Here is a 17489-nt window from a genome sequence, read left to right on the forward strand (position 1 = left end):
TTCAAATCTGGCCCCCGCAACCACTCTTTCCGATCCGTTGATTTTTGAGATATAGACTCGACGGATTCGCGAAACAAGAGAAAAAGTTCGGGTGCATGCCTCTAACAGAGGAGGCGGCACTTCCGAGTTTCATTTTCCCTAGAATTTTCAAGTAGATAAAGAAAAAACCCGTCGGCTGCAACCAACGGGTTCTTGGAAAGGCTTAAACTTCGCCCTCGCTGAAACATGAGGCAAAGTTTAGGCGATGGGACCGCTTTGTCAAGTGCAAATGCGGTGTGTGGACTCTGCCGATATCATAGATGACATCTTCCATTTCCGACGCGCAAACCGGCGCGGGTGCTGAGCCTTCAGCACCGGTCGGAACGTCTGCCGTTGCCCGCTGGCACTGGGTGCAGACAAAGGTTCTCGATCATCCTGATCTCACGACCGCCGAGATCTGCGTCGCCGTTGTTCTGGCGTCGCATGTCAATGACCGCACACAGAACTGTTTTCCCAAAATTGAAACCATTGCCCGTGAGGCGAGCCTGTCAGATCGTAAGGTGCGTCAGGCGCTCAAACGGTTATCCGAGCTTGGCCTGGTTGCCAAGCAGCGCCGGGCGGTTGGGCGGTTGCGGAATCGCAATGCCTATCAGTTGCTCGATCTTGGCGCTAAACCGGCATCTGGTTCCCTCATACCGGCATCAGATTCCGCTGTTAAACCGGCACGGGGTGCCGGTTCCAATAAGAAGAACACGGATAAAGAAGAAAACACGGATGAAAAGGAACAGGCACCTGCCGTTTCCGGCACGGGTGCCACCGTCCTTCCTGCCGTCAATTATCATTGTTTGATGTTAGCAAGGGAATGGCAGCGGCTGTGTTGTGAGCCCTGGACGCTGGCCAATGCTTGTCTGCGAGTGAATGAAGCGATTGAACGGGCTGGCGTGGATGCCGTCAGGCTGGAGCTTGATAGTTTGCAACAGAAGGGGAAACGGCCTTCACGGCTTGTCATTCTGGATGTGCTTGATGGAATACAGCCAGAGGCTTGCGCAGAAGACAACGCATCCGCTTCTGCACCGATATGTGATGCTTCTGATCCGGCTGAATGGCGCGAGATATGCGCCGTTATTGCTCAAAGCAATCTGCCAGACTGTCGCCATCCCCGCGCATGGTTGTCACAGATCCGGGCGTCTGTCATCGGCAATGCTTTGCAACTGGTCGCCCGTAATCGTTGCGCGCGCGATACAGTGCAAAATCATTTGCTTTCCGAGATCACCCGGCAGGCCGCACGACGCGGGCTTGTGACCGGAGGTGTGACATGCTTGAACTGATCACCCCCACTCAAAACATTCCCCCGTCTTTCGAAGAACGCCTTGAGATTCTCAGGCGTCAGGCCGCAGGTCTGGCGTGTATCCGGCGCTGGAACGGGGCCTGCGAGGTTACGGTGGCCCAGCATTGTGTGCAGGCCTGTGATCTGGCCTCATCGCAAGCAGCGGGATATGCGCTGCTGCATGACATTGAGGAATTTGATACCGGCGACATTATCACGCCGGTCAAAAATACCCTGCGCCGGCTCGGCGTCTGGCAGCGTTTTGAAACCGAAATCGTTCTGCCGATCCGGCGGCATTTTACCCTTCTGGCGGGCCTTGACTGGCCGTGGCCGCAAGCCGTGCTGCATGAAGTCCATGAGATCGATCAGCGTTTGAAGGCAACGGAATATCGCGATTGTGTGGATCCGTCTCTGGTGCAGTTGAGCGCGGGCGATCTGGCGAAACCGTTTGACGAATACATGCTGCCCTGGAGTGCAATCAAGGCGGAGCGGGTTTTTATGGATCGGGTGCAGCGTGTGCTGCCAGCTTTGGGAGGTCGGGATGCAGGATGACAACATCACAGCCTATGCAAGAGAAGCAATTGAAACCCTCGAAGCTGAGAAAAAGGCGTTGCAGACGCAGCTTGTCTAGCTGGACCAGATGCAAGATCGGCAACCCGGTGTCCTGGTCTGTGGCAGTGACCCCCTTGCATCTCTGGAAACGGCACAACGGGCAAGTGTCATGGAATCTCTTGAAGCCGAGATTGCGCATTGGCGCAACCGGCAGGATTCTGCCGGTTGAGTTCGGTCTTTTGGGCGGATTTCCGCTTAAGCTGGCGAAAATCCGCCTGAAACAAGGGCGCGGCATATGTTTTGATTTTTTGAAATTTGTTTTCAAAATCAATCAACTAATAGAATTTCACTCATGACACGCATTTGGCGATTTTGCGGGGGACTCTGCTCAAAGGGTTTTGGCATGGTCTAGCCTGCCACACAAAAGGGTGTGGCAGGGTTAACTGTGTGAGGACGCGCCTGATGAGGATTGTGAGATGACAGCACCGGAAGTGGAGCCCTGGCTGGGGCACTGTCATTTTGTGCGCGATCCTTCAGGCGACGTCGATACTGAGGACGGTTTTGGCAATGATACGGCAACCGTGACAGAAACTCTGACCGGCGTGGCCGCTGTTTGGGCCGATGGTCGTGACGCCTATGAAACTGTGTTGCGCGCGCATCTTGCGGAGAAAGGTGGCGATCTTGCACATCTTCGCCTGCTCTGGGCCGAAAATGTAATGCCAGCCACCGAATGGATGGTGCGCCATGCCCGGGAAAAGAAAGCGCTGGATCTGGCCCGCCATGTCTATGCCCAACATCCGGTCGAACTGGGGCTGCTTGCCAGCGATACTACGGCGACAACAGAACCGGTTGCGTGGCTCGATATTAAAGAGATACCCGGTATTGAGCCGCTTGATGACCAGTTCGGTGTGCATCCGCGCAAAACAGTGCCCGATGGTCTGCTTGAGCCGCTGTTCGGGGAGGTGGAACCAACAGCAGCAGAGATTGCTTTCTATGATGGCCTTGAGAATGTGCCGCCGCTTAAAACCTATGCCGTAATTGATGCTGCCAAACTGACAAGCGGGGCCAGTGCCATTGAAACCTGTGGTATGCCCTGGCGCTGCATGTTCAAGGGCAAGGCCGCCATCGAACTTGGCGATGTCGCGCCTTATCTGATCGAGCTGGATCAGAAGACGGACTTCACCCGCATCCTGTTTACCCATGATCCCAATGCCAACGCACAGGCGACCACCCGGCATCTCTGGCACCGCGAACCGGCGATTTATATTCGCTCGCGTGCCGATATTGACGAGATCCAGTCTCATTTTCGCAAATTCACCCGTGTGCGTGATGAACAGGAACAATGGTATTACCTGCGCTTCTGGGAACCCCGTGAGACGGTTAATCTGTTTTCCCTGGTCAAACATGAGCGTGAAGATGTGGCCGGGTTACTTCATCCCCGTGAGCAGCCACCGATCCAGGCGATATATGCGCCGGTGGGCGAGAGCCTGTTTAAAATTTCCTCCCGGATTGATCGTGAGGTCGAGAAGACATCCTTCATTCTGACCGCCGAAAAACGGGCTGGACTGGGACGGCGACGTCAGGACCGGTTCGCCACGGAGTTTGGTCAGAAGTTGTTTAATGTCGCTCCGCGTCATTTTGAGCGGTTGGAGGTTAAGATTGTCGACCCTGTCATCACAATGATCGAGACTGTGACAAAAGAGCTCCGGGACAAGGGGTTCTTGCGTCGCAACGAGATTGCCAAACTCGCGACCATGGCCGGGTTCCACGGCACATATTTCTTGCAAGATGCCCGGGTGCGTCCGATTGTGCGGTCATATCTGGATGATATCCTCAAAAGCCCGATGGTCCGGCTCCAGCAGTTTGAAGAAGCCTTTCAGAACCACAATTTTCCCAACATCCTGATGGCCAATGCCGCCCTGAAACAGCTTTTGCCATTGCTGGATCAGGGGATAGCAGGTGACCTTTCCGGCCCGGATGAGGTGATTAAAAAATCCACGCCGTTGCTGCCCGAAGAACATATCGGGGAATTTGTCATCCAATGCCGGGAGGCGAGGGAGAAACGCGGGCTCATTTCGGAAGACCAACAGGTCGCGCATCTGATTTGTGCTCTGGCTTTCACGCCCTTTTTTCTTGATGACCCATTGCACACCCGTCTTGCCGGTCTGTTTGCAGAGCAGCCGCCTGACCGGCTGTTTGAACCGTTAAAGATCGAGTTTTTACGTCGTCTGGATATCGCCTGACAGGTATGAATGACATGAACCAGATTACAAACGAATATCAAAAAGCCCAGGCGCTGGCCTCTTCCGAAGGGGGGCGGGTGGCCGCGGATGGGTGCCAGCATTGTCATGACGGCAACTGGATTCATCTGCGCTATGAATATCCAGATGAGCAGGCTGTCACCGATACGACTTATGTGGTGCAAAAGCCCAATGGCGGGGAGCCCGGCGGCGAGGTCATTACCGAAGGGGTGCTGACCGTTACCGAGCTGTCCCGGCATAAATATATTCATGTCGATCTGGGTGATTATGACGGCGAGGTCGAGGTCTTTTTCTTTGACGATCCGACTGAGCCGGTGCCGTTTGAAGAACCCGCCCCGGTTGAAGATGAACGCACCTGGCTGGAACGGGCGACAGAGAGTGTTGCCTCCAGTATTGCCTCTGGTGCTCAGTGGAGTTGGGAGACTCTTCAGGGTGATTTTAACGAGAATATGTCTACCAGCCAGATCATTACCAATGCCGTCGTCACCGCCGTGCCGGTGGTCGATCAGGTGGCTGATCTGCGTGACCTTATTGCCAATAGTAAATTGCTGATTCGGGACAAGCGTTACGACGAAATCGGCGTATGGGTGGGTGTCTTTGCCTGCCTGATCGGGCTTGTGCCGTCGCTGGGGTCACTGGCGAAAGGGGTGATCAAGATCATCTGGAAGAACGCCTCGGAAATGGGGCGGGTGCTGGTTTATATCAACAAGGCTCTGCACCGCACCGGCATGCGGGTGAATGGCTATCGCTTTGTCACTAAACTGGCCGATGATGTGGTCGATCAAGTCGGGTTTGTTGCGCATAAGTTTGACGAGTTTCTTGATCTGACAGCGCAAAAGGTTTCGTTGCTGAAGAACCTCACCCCGGGCTTTGTCGAAGATACGCTTGAAACCATCGAAAAAGTTCGTCGTATGGCAAGCCGCCGTTTTGAAGCGGCTGCTCTTGCAATTCGCAAGCGGATATTGTGGGCTGTGACCGACTTTGCCACAAAGGCGTATGCTGTGCTACCTGGTCAATCCATTATCGTAAGACGGGTCATAGAGCCCATTTTGGATAATGGGGTATATCGACGCTTCCAGAACCATATGGGGCGTGAAGGGTTTGAGGATACGGCTCTGACGCCAGGCGCACGAGAAATAACCGAGGCAGATCGTGCAAAAATTAGAAGAATAAGGGAAGTAGAAGTGGTTCGCTGGCGTCAAGACCTTCTTGCTGATCCAAAGTTCCCAGATTCTCTTCGTGAGTTTGCACAGGAGCCTGAAACTGCGCCTATTTTCCTGGAGGTTCTGAAAACATTTGGAGAAAAGCCATTTTATAAAGATTTCACGAAGGATGGCTCGACCGAGATATATAGAGTAATTGGCAAGGAAGATCAAATCGGCGGTGCTTTTTGGAGCCGCTCTGCACCACCCGATGACGAACAAACATGGCGTGTTCGTGACGCTGTTTCAAATGACTGGAATCGCGGGGGAGGTTATATGGTCGCAAAAGTTCCTCCTCCGCCGGCTGCCTTGATCGGGCCTATTGGGCCTCAGGATTTGGGCGATGCCACAAAACATGATGCAGTTGCTTTGCATCCAGACATGATATTGGATGGTGGCGGAGAACAATTGTGGTTTCCCAAGTTAGACCGGGATACTCCTGCCATTCCCGAAAAGCAGCTATTGGGATTTAAGTATACAAAATGGAATGCTCCATCAGATGCGTTGCGTTCGTTAAGACAAGCCGGAAAAATTGATGAGTGTGATTTATGAGTCAGTTTAACGAAGAAATAAAATTGTTTTCTGAGGCAGATCGGCGCCTGGAGGTTTACCCGTCCAAGTTGCGGGATTTAGTTTCTCATTTGAAAGCGTTTGTGGAACGTGGTGTGCCATTAGTTGAAGGCGCAAATGCCCCACTTTGGCATCCAGATGATGTAGGAAGTGTAAGAGAAGCCATGGTTTATTTCGAAGGTAAAGGAATAGATCATTTAAAATTAATAAGCCAAAATTATAAAAAATCGTTGGGGCAATGTGAGGTAAATGAGGCTTTTTATATAATTTCGGGAATTGGCGGAATTCACCGAGCTTGGCACAATTACTTGGCTGATATATACCAAAGTGATATTTTCCCGTCTCCTGTGGGTTATCTGTACGATATTCACTTAAAAATTTACGATCGGTTTCAGGTTTATGAGGGTCCAAGGGAAAAAGCATTTGTTAAGTATTTGCAAGAAATAGCAAATCCCTGGGCTAAATACCGGACCCTTTAATTGATCGATAACGGTTAGCTTAAGTGGAAATGATAAGTGCAACTTGTCTGTCATGCACGCAGCGAAGGTCTCACACTGGTGACAAACAAGGTCAAAGAATTCAACCGTGTTGCCAGCTTGCGTGTTGTGAACCGGGTTAACAGTTAGCGGCAATACCAATCAGGCTCGTACCAGGTATCATTTCGACATCGAACTTGCGGGTCGGCCAAAGGAAGGGCTGCGCCCTCTGCCGTAAAGCAGAATCAGGGTCCCGGTTCACGCCTTAACGGTCGTGAACATCCCATATTCAGCTTGACGGCATTCACCCCTTTTTGACGACGGGAAGAAGTTGAACCGGCCACATCGGCCATCCTGTTGTCATTAAGGGAACCAGAACAATGCGCAAGGTAACAGAAAACGATATTCAGACGGCCAATCATATTGCCCGTGAATTTGATGCCGCCGTCAGGGCGAACGATGGCGCGACCGCAGAGAAGGCTGCACAGGATTTTAAGGCCCTGATTGTTGCGGCCAATGGCGAAAAGGGCAGCTTTGGCAGTTTTGCCCAAGACGGGGCCGGAACAGCCATCACGGCGGCTCTTGCGGCCAAAGAAGGTCAGGTTCCGCACTGGGGCCAGAACGGCTTGTTTGTTCTGGAAACCAAACATGGCCGGGCACTGGTCGATTTCACCTGCCCACTCGATACATGCAGCAGCTTTGGCTTTATTGCCATCGACCTTGGTTTGCCGTTCATTTCCGAGACCGGCTTTCGTTCGCATTTTTATGCACAATGGCCGCCGCTAAGTGTTCAGGAAGCCGCCGCCGCAATTTTCTGCAAATATGCCGAGACCGAGGTGATGATGAATATCGAACTCGAATACCGGCAGAGGCGGGCGACTTCTTTGCCTGACTTTGTGCAAGCGTCCTGCACCAGCTTTCAGGGCGTTCTGACAGAGACGAACGACAAAGGACAAATCGGATTTCAGTTCTGATTGGCATTGATGAGGGAACCGGCAACATTTTGCCGGTTCCCTTTGTTCTGACCCGGAATGCGCAGCGTTGCGGTCTGTTAAAAGCCAGGTAGTAAACCGGCAGGATCCTGCCGGTTGTCATGGTCTGTCAGTTCAGGGCGTGTTTTATTTCTCGCTCGCAATCAGGGCGTTAAAATCAAATGTCGCCTTGCATTCCTGCCGCCATGTTTTGGTGGCCTGGTCCCGGAATGTATGAATTGTCAGCTTTTCGATAACGCGCCGTAACGGAACCACAGCTTCCGGATCCCGCGACCAGACCCGCAGTCTCGCCACCAGACTGGTATGTTTCTGGATAATGCGATCCAGACTTTTTGGGAGCGTTGTTTCGGCCAGTTCGCGCTGGTGGCGAGAGATATCCAGTTTGGTTCGGTGGATAAGTTCCGACTTGTCGTCAAAAAAGGCACGGATGTCGTGCGAGCGTGCATCCGGCCCGAGAGCCTCGATGACTTTATTGACACTGGCTCGTAAGGCTTCCAGTTCCGCCTTCAGGCGGATGATCTCCTGTTCGTGATGGGTCCGGGTGGTTGTCATTTTATTATCATCGAAATGATCGCGGATTGTGTCCTGGTCAAGATCGCTGATGGCATCGATGACCAGGGCCATAATCTGATCGTAATTCAGGCTACGGTTATGGCAGCCTTTGACTGGGCAGGAATAGTGTTTGGCGTAGGTCGCGGTGATTTTGTGGCCATGTTCTCCGCAATACAGCTTGCCGCCAAAAACGGCATTGGAGCGTTTTGTCGTGATCGCCTGATTTCTCCGCCATTCCTTTGATCGCTTGATCGAGATTTCCCGTTTTTCTTCCTCTGTCGTCACCTTGGGGCCGAGTTTGCGTTGCAGGTGTTTGCTTGACCGCATATCGAGGGCTTTTTGCACCTTGGCAAAGACGTCCTGATCGATGATGGCCAGTTCGGGGATCGGAACGGTGATCCATTCGCTTTCCGGGCGAATGATCGAGACCCTACGGGCACTTTCCGGGTGCTTGCGGTATTGCATCTTGTTGAAGGTGACAGTGCCGTTATAGAGCGTCTGGCGTAACATGCCGGTCTGGCGGACAAAGGAGCCAACAAGGCTGGAGGGGGCCCATTTGCCGCCTTTCGGGGCATCAATGCCCCGGTGGTTCAGATCATCGCAGATATGCTTGAGTTTGCGGCCTTGAGCATAATATTCAAAAATCTCGCGGATGATCACGGCCTGTTCCGGGTTGATGGTGCGCTTGCCGCGTATGGGCTCGCCAAACTCATCCAGTGCGTGGACCAGATCATAACCATAGAGCTTTCCTCCGGGCACGCCGCCGCGCAGAACCGCTGCAATCACACCCCGATGTGTCTTGTATGCGAGGTCTTTAAGGTAGAGCGCATTCATCGTGCTTTTGAGGCCGATATGCAGCTCGTTGATCAGGCCTTCATTGATCGTCTCGACAGGCACGCCCAAAAACAGCATTTTCTTGAAGAAGTTCGCCGTATCGGCCTGATCGCGACTGATGCGGCTGAGATCTTCTGTCACAACAAGATCGAACCGATCATTGAGCGCGCCGACCAGCAAGGCTGCAATACCTGGGCGATTGTCGATGTGGGCTCCTGACATGGCTTCGTCATGATAAACCTCGACTATATCGTAGCCCTTGTGCTGGCAAAACTCCTGACAGAGCCGGATCTGGTCCTGCGTGCTTGTTTCCTGTTTGTCGGTTGAGTGGCGTGCGTAAATTCCGGCTCTCAAATCTGGCCTCGTTTCGGGGAAGGATAAAGAAAAAGGCACGAGGCCGGGAAGGTGAAGGCGTATTTCAGGCCGGGTCAATGGTACCGGCGGCGTTGCCAGGTGACCCATTCAGGCATGCGGGTTCCGATGCCCGGGGCAAGGATTTCAGCAATGGTGTCGTCCGGGAAGTTGGTTTTTTCAAAAAGCTGGCGTGCCACGCCGACGAACATCGATGAGACCCTGCGGTCTTTAACCAATGAACGGTTTTCTTCCAGAAGTGCGATCTTGTCGCGCAGCGCCTCGATCAGTTCCTGCTGGTCATTGCTTGCTGCTGAAGATGCGTGCGGGGCAGGGTGATAGGCTCCGGTCTTGCGGATTGCAGGCAGAACTTCGTTCGTAACCCACTTGCGAAAACGATGCTGTAATGTATCAGGCTTCAAAGCGTTCCGACTGCGCAGGATCAGGATGTAGAGGCCACTTTCATTGATGATGTTCGTTTCCTGTTGCCGCCCGATGGCGTCACTTAAAGTTACGTCATCTTTTTCATCATCGTCGAGCACCTGGATTGCCTTGCGGGGATTTCCAATTCCCAGCGCTTTGCAAACATCCATGGCAACAAACCACGGGTCGTTATCCTTGTAGACAGTACGAATTTCAGCACCTTCAAAGCTGAACGGTATGATTTCATTCATGTTGTGATCCTTGGTCAAGCCATCGCGTTTTATCCGCAGAGGTTGTAAGTGCTCTGAGACAAGAGCATTCCGACTCTTTTGATTACGCGATGAAATGACTTATGCGCAAGGGGTAAAACGTATATTTCCGCAAGAATAGGTATAGATAAAAATACAACAATTACAATATGTTGCCAGTGATTGCCCAAGATTGCCAGAGATTGACGGAGATTGCCAGTTTGTGCCAGAGTGTGCCAGAGATTGCACAACTTTCCCCTGTCGTTGGTCTGGGCAGGATAGGTGTGGTGGGCCCACCACACAGCCCGAATGGGCATCCTGCTTATTCGCATGGCAAGCCATGCTCAATGCATAAAAATCGTTTATTCGTTATGTTTTAATTTCGTTTGATTTGGCTAAAAGAGTTATAGGATCCTAGGGTAGACGCAGGTTCGCCTTTTCCTCAGTCTCAAGGGGCAACCGCATTAAGATGTGCTGGCAGAGGAAATTCCGCAGGAGCCAAGGACCAAGTCTTGCTTATCGAAAACATTCGTTCTGAAGGCGTTGATAGCTTCGGGCAAATAGTAAAGGCACTCAACGGTCCGAGAATGTTGAGGCTTCGCGGTAGGGCGGAGGCACAAGTCTTCAGTAAGCAACCTGTTAAATCGATTTGAAGGGTTTTGATGAGGAAAATAAAATGCGCACCGGGGGATTCGCCCCCCCCCCACCGATTGGAATTCGGGCGCTCTGTTCAGTTGAGCTACAGAGGTCCAATGACCCCTAGTGGGAGCGTGTGTTGAGATGCTCGTATATTTAGAGATTGCTGTCAACGGCAGCCTATAGTTTTATCAGAATTAACAAGACTACTTAATAACAAGGAACTTGCAGTGGTTAACGGGGAAATCGAAAAACGCCTTTGGGCGACAGCGGACCAGCTTTGGGCAAACTCTGACCTGAAGCCCGCAGAGTTTTCAACACCAGTCCTAGGGCTGATTTTCCTGCGCTATGCTGAGAAGAAATATGCTGAAGCCGAAGCCAAGCTCGGTCCCATCGGGTCAGGTGGTCGCCGCAAGATCAGCAAGGCTGACTACGAAGCAGAACACGTCATCTTCCTGCCGCCCGAAGCCCGCTTCTCGTATCTCCAGGCCCTGACCGAGGGCGACAATATCGGTAAATCCATCAACGAGGCGATGAAGGCGATTGAGGAGGAAAATCCCGACCTCAGAGGCGCTCTTCCGCGCAACTATACCCGCATCGACAATAAGGTCCTGATTGAGCTTTTGCGTCTGCTGTCACCGATTGATCTTTCAGGTGACGCGTTCGGTAAGGTCTACGAATACTTCCTTGGCAATTTCGCGATGAAAGAAGGCCAGAAGGGTGGTGTATTCTATACCCCTGAAGCCATCGTGAAGCTAATTGTCGAAATCATCGAGCCTTACCATGGTCGCATCTATGACCCAGCCTGTGGGTCGGGCGGCATGTTCGTGCATTCGGCTGACTTCGTTGAACGCCACCACAAATCCGCGATGGATGAAATCTCCATCTTCGGGACGGAAAAAGACCAGACCACGGTCAACCTGAACAAGATGAACCTCGCGGTTCACGGATTGTCCGGTGATGTGCGTGTGGCCAACACCTTCTATGAAGACCCGCACAACTCGGTCGACAAGCTTGGTGGCCGGTTCGACTTCATCATGGCCAACCCACCGTTTAATGTCTCGGGCGTGGACAAGGAACGGCTCGAAGGTGACGTTCGCTTTTCACTCGGTCTGCCAAAAACGGACAACGCCAACTATCTTTGGATACAGCTTTTCTATACTGCCTTGAACGAAACCGGACGAGCGGGCTTTGTCATGGCAAACTCTGCTGGTGATGCCAGAGGTTCGGAACAAACCATCCGACAAAAGCTGATCGAAAGCGGTGCAGTGGATGTGATCGTCTCGGTTGGTCCGAACTTTTTCTATACCGTCACCCTGCCCTGCACCCTTTGGTTCTTCGACAAGGGTAAAATCGGTAAAGACAATGAAGACAAGGTCCTGTTTGTTGATGCACGGCATATCTTCAACCAGATCGACCGCGCCCATCGTGACTTCACGCCGCAGCAGATCGAGTTCTTGGCAAATATTGTGCGCCTTTATCGCGGCGAACCCATCGAACAAGAGCAAGGCAGTAGAAACCTTTTGACTGAAAAGGGCCTTGATTGCGGCTACGCAGATGTCCCTGGACTATGCAAGGTAGCAACCCGAGCGGAAATTGAAGCTCAAGGCTGGTCGCTTAACCCTGGTCGCTATGTAGGCGCGTCAGCGCGAGAAACCGAGGACGTGGACTTCACCGAACGGCTGCAAGAACTTAACGAGGAACTGGAGGTCCTCAACGCCGAAGCGCGGGAACTGGAAAGCCAGATCGCGGAGAATGTGGTCACCGTATTGGAGGCTGCATCGTGAGTGAGTGGGAAGAGACAACGATTGGGGATATCGTTGAGTTCTACGACTCACGACGCATCCCGCTCAATTCCAGACAACGTGCAGCACGTCAGGGGCCTTACTCGTACTATGGGGCATCAGGTGTAGTTGATCACATCGACGACTACATCTTCGAGGGGCGCTACTTGTTGGTTGCTGAGGACGGAGAGAACCTCAATAGCCGTAAACTGCCGATAGCATTTTTTGCAACTGGTCGTTTCTGGGTGAATAACCATGCTCACATCATTCGAGGTCGTGAGGGAGTGGCTGACGATCAGTTCTTGAAACATTGGTTCGCTGATACGAACATCTCTGGTTACGTGACAGGCGCAGCCCAACCGAAGCTAAACCAAGCCAATCTGAAACGTATGGCTATTCGGTTGCCCGACTATGGAACTCAGCGCCGCATCGCCTCCATCCTCTCCACCTACGACGACCTGATTGAGAACAACACGCGACGCATAGCAATTCTGGAAGAAATGGCTCGGCGGCTCTACGAGGAATGGTTCGTGCATTTCCGCTTCCCTGGGCATGAGGAGGCGACGTTCATCGACACTGAAGATGGAAGGATGCCGGAGGGGTGGGATGTAGTTCGACTTGACCAAGCAGTTGAAATTAATCCGCGAACTAAGGTTCCAAAGGATGGCGAGAAGCTTTTCGTGCCAATGGGGGCCTTATCAGAAACTGGTATGAACATTGCCGCCGCCGAATATAAAACGGGCAATAGCGGAGCGAAGTTTATGAACGGAGATACTCTCGTAGCGAGAATTACGCCGTGCCTTGAAAATGGCAAAACCGGCTTCGTTGATTTTCTACCCCAAGAGCAACCCACGGCTTGCGGTTCAACAGAATTTATTGTCCTGCGGTCACGCACCTTATGTCCTCAATATGTATATCTGCTCGCCCGCTCAAACCGGTTTCGTGACGTAGCGATCAAAAGCATGTCTGGTGCAACCGGACGACAGCGCGTACGAACAGAGGCAATACAAGAATTAATGATTGTTCAGCCTAGTGCTCCTTGCTTAGAACGCTTCGAATACATTGTCGCACCTTTGTTCAAACTCATACAGTCGTTGACCGGGAAAAACCGAAACCTCCGCACTCAGCGTGACATTTTGCTGCCGAAGCTAGTTTCAGGGGAAATCGACGTTAGTAATGCGGAAGTACGTGTCGATGTGGAGGCTGCATGACCAAAAGCTTGGTTGCACTTTTGTTTCTGGTCCAAATCGGTTGGATTATTGCCGCTACCGAAGCGAACGCGCACTATCGGACATGCTACCGACCGGACGCCCCATACTGCATTGATGGTTACGGCACTTTTGACAATGATTGGTCTTTCCAAAGCTGCAAAAGCGAAGTCGAGCAGTACGTTGCAGATATGAATGAATACTCAAGCTGCATTATCCGACAAACCAAGAAAGAAGTTTCTGAGGTTGAGGATGAAACCAGCCGCACCATTGAGAAATTCAACTGCAATGCAAGAGGGGAGCTTTTCTGCCCATGACACCTCCATCTCCCACCTATGAATATTCTGAAGACGCGCTTGAACAAGATGCTCTGCGCCTGTTCGGGGATTTGGGCTGGGAGATTGCAAACCTTTATGGTGAGTGGGCGAATGGTGCGTCCAGCGAGGGCAGAAAGAACGATCATGAAGTGGTAATAACCGCCCGCCTTCGCTCGGCTCTGGTTCGGTTAAATCCGCAGCTCGGCAATGATGCATTTGACCAGGCAATCGAAACGCTGACCCGTGATCGTTCAACCATGATTGCGGTGAACGCCAATCAGGAAATCTATGGGCTGCTGAAGCATGGGGTTCGGGTTGAGGTTCAAGATGAACACGGACGACCGACCAGTGAGCTTGTCCGTGTGATCGACTGGAACACGCCGGAGAATAACGACTTCTTCCTGGCGTCTCAGTTCTGGGTACGTGGTGATCTGTATAATCGTCGCTGTGACTTAGTCGGCTTTGTGAATGGTATTCCGTTGTTGTTCATTGAGCTGAAAGCCAGCCACAACACGCTGAAAGCGGCCTACGACGGCAACCTCACAGATTACCGCAACGCCATTCCCCAGTTATTCACCTACAATGGCTTCCTGATGCTTTCCAACGGCTCCAAAAGCGTGATGGGAAGCACTTCTGCCGCGTGGGAGCATTTCTTTGAGTGGAAGCGCATAAACGACGAAGGTGAAACCGGTGTGGTTTCCCTTGAAACGATGATCAGGGGGACGGCAACATCAGAACGCCTGCTGGACATCGTTGAAAACTTCACGGTGTTTGAGGAAGCCAAGGGTGGCTTGATCAAGAAAGTTGGGAAGAACCATCAGTACCTTGGGGTTAACAAAGCAATCAAGGAGCTGGAGAAAGTCAGCCAACGTCCTGATGATGAAGCCGGTCGCCTCGGGGTTTTCTGGCACACACAGGGGTCTGGTAAGTCGCTTTCGATGGTCTTCTTCACGCAGAAGATTTTGCGCACCGTTCCCGGTAATTGGACCTTCCTGATCGTTACCGACCGAGAAGAACTGGACAGCCAGATATACAAAACCTTTGCGGCCACCGGTGCAGTCACAGAGGCAGAAGCCCATGCGACCAGTCGCGCCCATCTGAGGCAATTGCTGACCGAAGACCACCGCTATGTCTTCACACTCATCCACAAATTCGGCACGGCACAGGGTGAGGTTTACCCGAAGCTGTCAGACCGGCAAGACATCATCGTCATTACAGACGAGGCCCACCGTTCGCAATATGACACGCTGGCGCTAAACATGCGCTCTGCACTGCCGAATGCGGCATTCCTTGGCTTTACAGGTACTCCGTTGATTGCGGGCGAGGAGAAGACCAAAGAGGTGTTTGGTGACTACATATCGGTCTATGACTTTGGTCAGTCGATTGCAGATGGGGCAACGGTGCCTCTGTACTATGAAAACCGTATTCCCGAGCTTCAGCTTACCAACGAGAACCTGACAGACGACCTTCAACAAATTCTTGAAGATGCCGAGCTGGACAGCGATCAGGAACGCAAGGTTCAGCAGGTTTTCGCCAAGGAATATCATCTGATTACCCGCGACGAGCGCCTAGAGGCAATTGCAGAAGACCTCGTGCAGCATTTCACAGGTCGAGGACACCAGGGCAAGGCGATGATGGTCTGCATCGACAAGGCAACAGCCATCAAGATGTATGACAAGGTTCAAGCCCACTGGAAGGGCCACCTGACGCGGTTAAAAGACAAGCTGCCCACTGTACCAGAGGAAGAACGTGAAGCCATCCAGATGACCATTAATCGGATGCAAGATACCGACATGGCGGTGGTGGTCTCACAGGGACAGAATGAAGTCAACGAAATGGCCGCAAAGGGTCTCGACATTCGACCACACCGCAAGCGCTTGGTTGATGGAGAAGTCGACGAAGATTTCAAAAATCCAGACAATCCCCTTCGTCTCGTGTTTGTCTGCGCGATGTGGATTACAGGATTTGATGTACCATCTTGCTCGACCATCTATCTCGACAAGCCGATGAAGAACCACACCCTTATGCAAACGATTGCCAGAGCAAACCGCAAGTATGCGGGTAAGGAAGCAGGCTTGATTGTCGACTATGTCGGCGTCTTCAGGAAGCTTCAGGAGGCCTTGTCGATCTATGGCGGCGAGGTCGGAAGCGATGGTGAGCAACCGATCAAGGACAAGAGTGAACTTGTCGAACACCTCAAGCACCTGATTGCCCATGCCATTGCCTTCTTGGTTGAGCAGGAAATTGAACCCAACGCGATCAAGGAGGCTCAAGGCTTTAAAAAGGTTGCCCTTCTAGACGAAGGTGTCGAGAAACTGATCAAGGATGAGGAGACCAAGCTCGGCTTCCTTGGCATGGCATCAACCATTTCGCGAGTGTATCGAGCAATTCTACCTGACCCGCTGGCGAAAGAAGTAGTTGCTGATGCTGTTCTGATTTCTGTTCTCGGCCAGAAGATCAAGTCGCTGGCACCGGCAATCGACATATCAAAGGTCATGGACCAGGTTGAAGATTTGCTCGACCGGTCTGTCGCACCAATTCCTTACCTTATCAAGGAAACCCCTGACGAAAAGCTTTACGACCTCGGCAAGATCGACTTCGAGAAGCTCAAAGAAAAATTCGCCAAGGGTCGGAAACGGACCGAGGCAGAGAAGCTGAAGGCATTGCTGAACGAGAAGCTGGTCCAGATGGCAAAGCTTAATCCTTCACGCGCTGACTTCCTCGAAAAGTTCGAAAAACTGATTGCAAGATACAACTCCGGCAGCGCCAACATTGATGAGCTTTTCGACCAGTTGCTCGACCTTGCGGCATCAACCAATGAAGAAGACCAACGCGCCATGCGTGAGGGCCTGACTGAGGAAGAACTCGCTGTCTTTGACATCCTGACGCAACCAGAACCGGCATTGACCGACAAGCAACGAGAAGAGGTCAAGAAGGTCTGTAAGAGCCTGCTGGAGAAGCTTAAGGCTGAAAAGCTGGTTCTGGATTGGCGTGATAAAGCAGCCACCAGAGGCGCTGTGAGGCAGGCTATCGAGCTTGAGCTGGACCGTGGCCTTCCAGAAGTATACGACGAGACGATATACGAAGATAAATGCCATACCGCATTCGCTCATATCTTCAGTTCTTACCAAGGCGGAGGCGCAAGCATTTACTCCATACTTCACTGACATTTTCCATCCACAGGAGCAGTCTGACGACGGAGGGAAAGCAATGTGTTATTGTCGCGAGTTTTGCCTCTGGTGTGTCTGTGTTGGAATTTGCGGCCCGGCAAGGGATTGCTTGCAGCATCCTGAACAAGTGGCGTCGACAGTATGGTCTTTCGGCAGATAGCCGTCCCGGTTTTGTGCCGGTCGCGCTGACGGACCGACAGGATGTTGCGGATAATTCTACTGATTGTCCGGAAGAGGCCTTTTTATCTGAACTGGTTGAGGAAACCAGGATTGCCCGGATCATCATTACCCGGTGCAATGGCCGCCGTGTTGAAGTGCGCAAAACGATCCCGCCCCGCACGTTGAAACACCTCCTGTCTGTTCTGGAGGGTAAGCGTCCAGGCACGGCTACCTTGGCAGATTTGTGAGACGCGCTTCCGGGAAGCAATCAAGCTTGGAGGTCGATGTTCCAGGAAAGCAGTTCATTCGGGCGTTTTGCGTGTTCTATTTTCTATCAAATATTCCCGAAATAGTGGTTGTAACAGTTTGTTACTCACGGATAGATTGGAATGTATTGACTTACTTCATTAACCGTAAGGTCGGAAGTCTATACTGTTTACAACTATGT

At 52.1% G+C, this 17489-nt stretch carries 13 protein-coding genes; 11 read left to right on the forward strand and 2 right to left on the reverse strand.

The annotated features are described in order from the left end of the window. Nucleotides 1–299 precede the first annotated feature (299 nt). From J4E05_RS23865 to J4E05_RS23890, 6 genes are all read left to right on the forward strand, one after another. Complete coding sequence (locus J4E05_RS23865) at nt 300–1307, forward strand: helix-turn-helix domain-containing protein (RefSeq protein WP_349600962.1); 1008 nt, start codon at nt 300–302, stop codon at nt 1305–1307. After that, nucleotides 1295–1858, forward strand: a complete 564-nt coding sequence (locus tag J4E05_RS23870; RefSeq protein WP_349600965.1) for a hypothetical protein — start codon at nt 1295–1297, stop codon at nt 1856–1858. The genes J4E05_RS23865 and J4E05_RS23870 overlap by 13 nt, the downstream gene beginning before the upstream one ends. Nucleotides 1859–2334: 476 nt before the next feature. Beyond that, on the forward strand, nt 2335–4101 hold the full coding sequence (locus tag J4E05_RS23875; RefSeq protein ID WP_349600967.1) for a DUF4123 domain-containing protein: 1767 nt from the start codon (nt 2335–2337) through the stop codon (nt 4099–4101). A 14-nt stretch (nt 4102–4115) separates the two neighbouring features. After that, nucleotides 4116–5873 (forward strand): hypothetical protein, encoded by a 1758-nt coding sequence (locus tag J4E05_RS23880; protein ID WP_349600970.1) that lies wholly within the window; start codon nt 4116–4118, stop codon nt 5871–5873. After that, nucleotides 5870–6370 carry a hypothetical protein gene (locus tag J4E05_RS23885; protein WP_349600972.1) on the forward strand — a complete coding sequence of 167 codons (501 nt, stop codon included), beginning with the start codon at nt 5870–5872 and terminating at the stop codon, nt 6368–6370. Before J4E05_RS23880 ends, J4E05_RS23885 begins: the two co-directional genes overlap by 4 nt. Nucleotides 6371–6747: 377 nt before the next feature. After that, nucleotides 6748–7341: a hypothetical protein gene (locus J4E05_RS23890; RefSeq protein ID WP_349600975.1), complete on the forward strand. Its 594-nt coding sequence runs from the start codon at nt 6748–6750 to the stop codon at nt 7339–7341. A gap of 144 nt (nt 7342–7485) precedes the next feature. Here the strand turns inward: J4E05_RS23890 and J4E05_RS23895 are convergent, their stop codons facing one another. Next, nucleotides 7486–9207 (reverse strand): recombinase family protein, encoded by a 1722-nt coding sequence (locus J4E05_RS23895; protein ID WP_349600977.1) that lies wholly within the window; start codon nt 9205–9207, stop codon nt 7486–7488. Then, nucleotides 9174–9770, reverse strand: a complete 597-nt coding sequence (locus J4E05_RS23900) for a BRO-N domain-containing protein (protein WP_349600980.1) — start codon at nt 9768–9770, stop codon at nt 9174–9176. Before J4E05_RS23900 ends, J4E05_RS23895 begins: the two co-directional genes overlap by 34 nt. 863 nt (nt 9771–10633) lie before the next feature. Here J4E05_RS23900 and J4E05_RS23905 point away from each other — a divergent pair. From J4E05_RS23905 to J4E05_RS23925, 5 genes are all read left to right on the forward strand, one after another. Then, nucleotides 10634–12190, forward strand: coding sequence for a type I restriction-modification system subunit M (locus tag J4E05_RS23905; RefSeq protein WP_349600982.1), 1557 nt, complete (start codon nt 10634–10636; stop codon nt 12188–12190). Next, nucleotides 12187–13398, forward strand: a complete 1212-nt coding sequence (locus J4E05_RS23910) for a restriction endonuclease subunit S (RefSeq protein ID WP_349600985.1) — start codon at nt 12187–12189, stop codon at nt 13396–13398. Before J4E05_RS23905 ends, J4E05_RS23910 begins: the two co-directional genes overlap by 4 nt. Further along, nucleotides 13395–13712, forward strand: a complete 318-nt coding sequence (locus J4E05_RS23915; RefSeq protein ID WP_349600988.1) for a hypothetical protein — start codon at nt 13395–13397, stop codon at nt 13710–13712. The genes J4E05_RS23910 and J4E05_RS23915 overlap by 4 nt, the downstream gene beginning before the upstream one ends. Further along, the gene (locus J4E05_RS23920) at nt 13709–16879 is read left to right on the forward strand and encodes a type I restriction endonuclease subunit R (RefSeq protein ID WP_349600990.1); all 3171 of its coding nucleotides are present in this window, start codon (nt 13709–13711) and stop codon (nt 16877–16879) included. The genes J4E05_RS23915 and J4E05_RS23920 overlap by 4 nt, the downstream gene beginning before the upstream one ends. Nucleotides 16880–16962: 83 nt before the next feature. Next, nucleotides 16963–17289 carry a hypothetical protein gene (locus J4E05_RS23925; protein WP_349600992.1) on the forward strand — a complete coding sequence of 109 codons (327 nt, stop codon included), beginning with the start codon at nt 16963–16965 and terminating at the stop codon, nt 17287–17289. Nucleotides 17290–17489: the final 200 nt, after the last annotated feature.

The sequence above is a fragment of the Thalassospira sp. NFXS8 genome, assembly GCF_040148805.1.
GTDB lineage: Bacteria > Pseudomonadota > Alphaproteobacteria > Rhodospirillales > Thalassospiraceae > Thalassospira.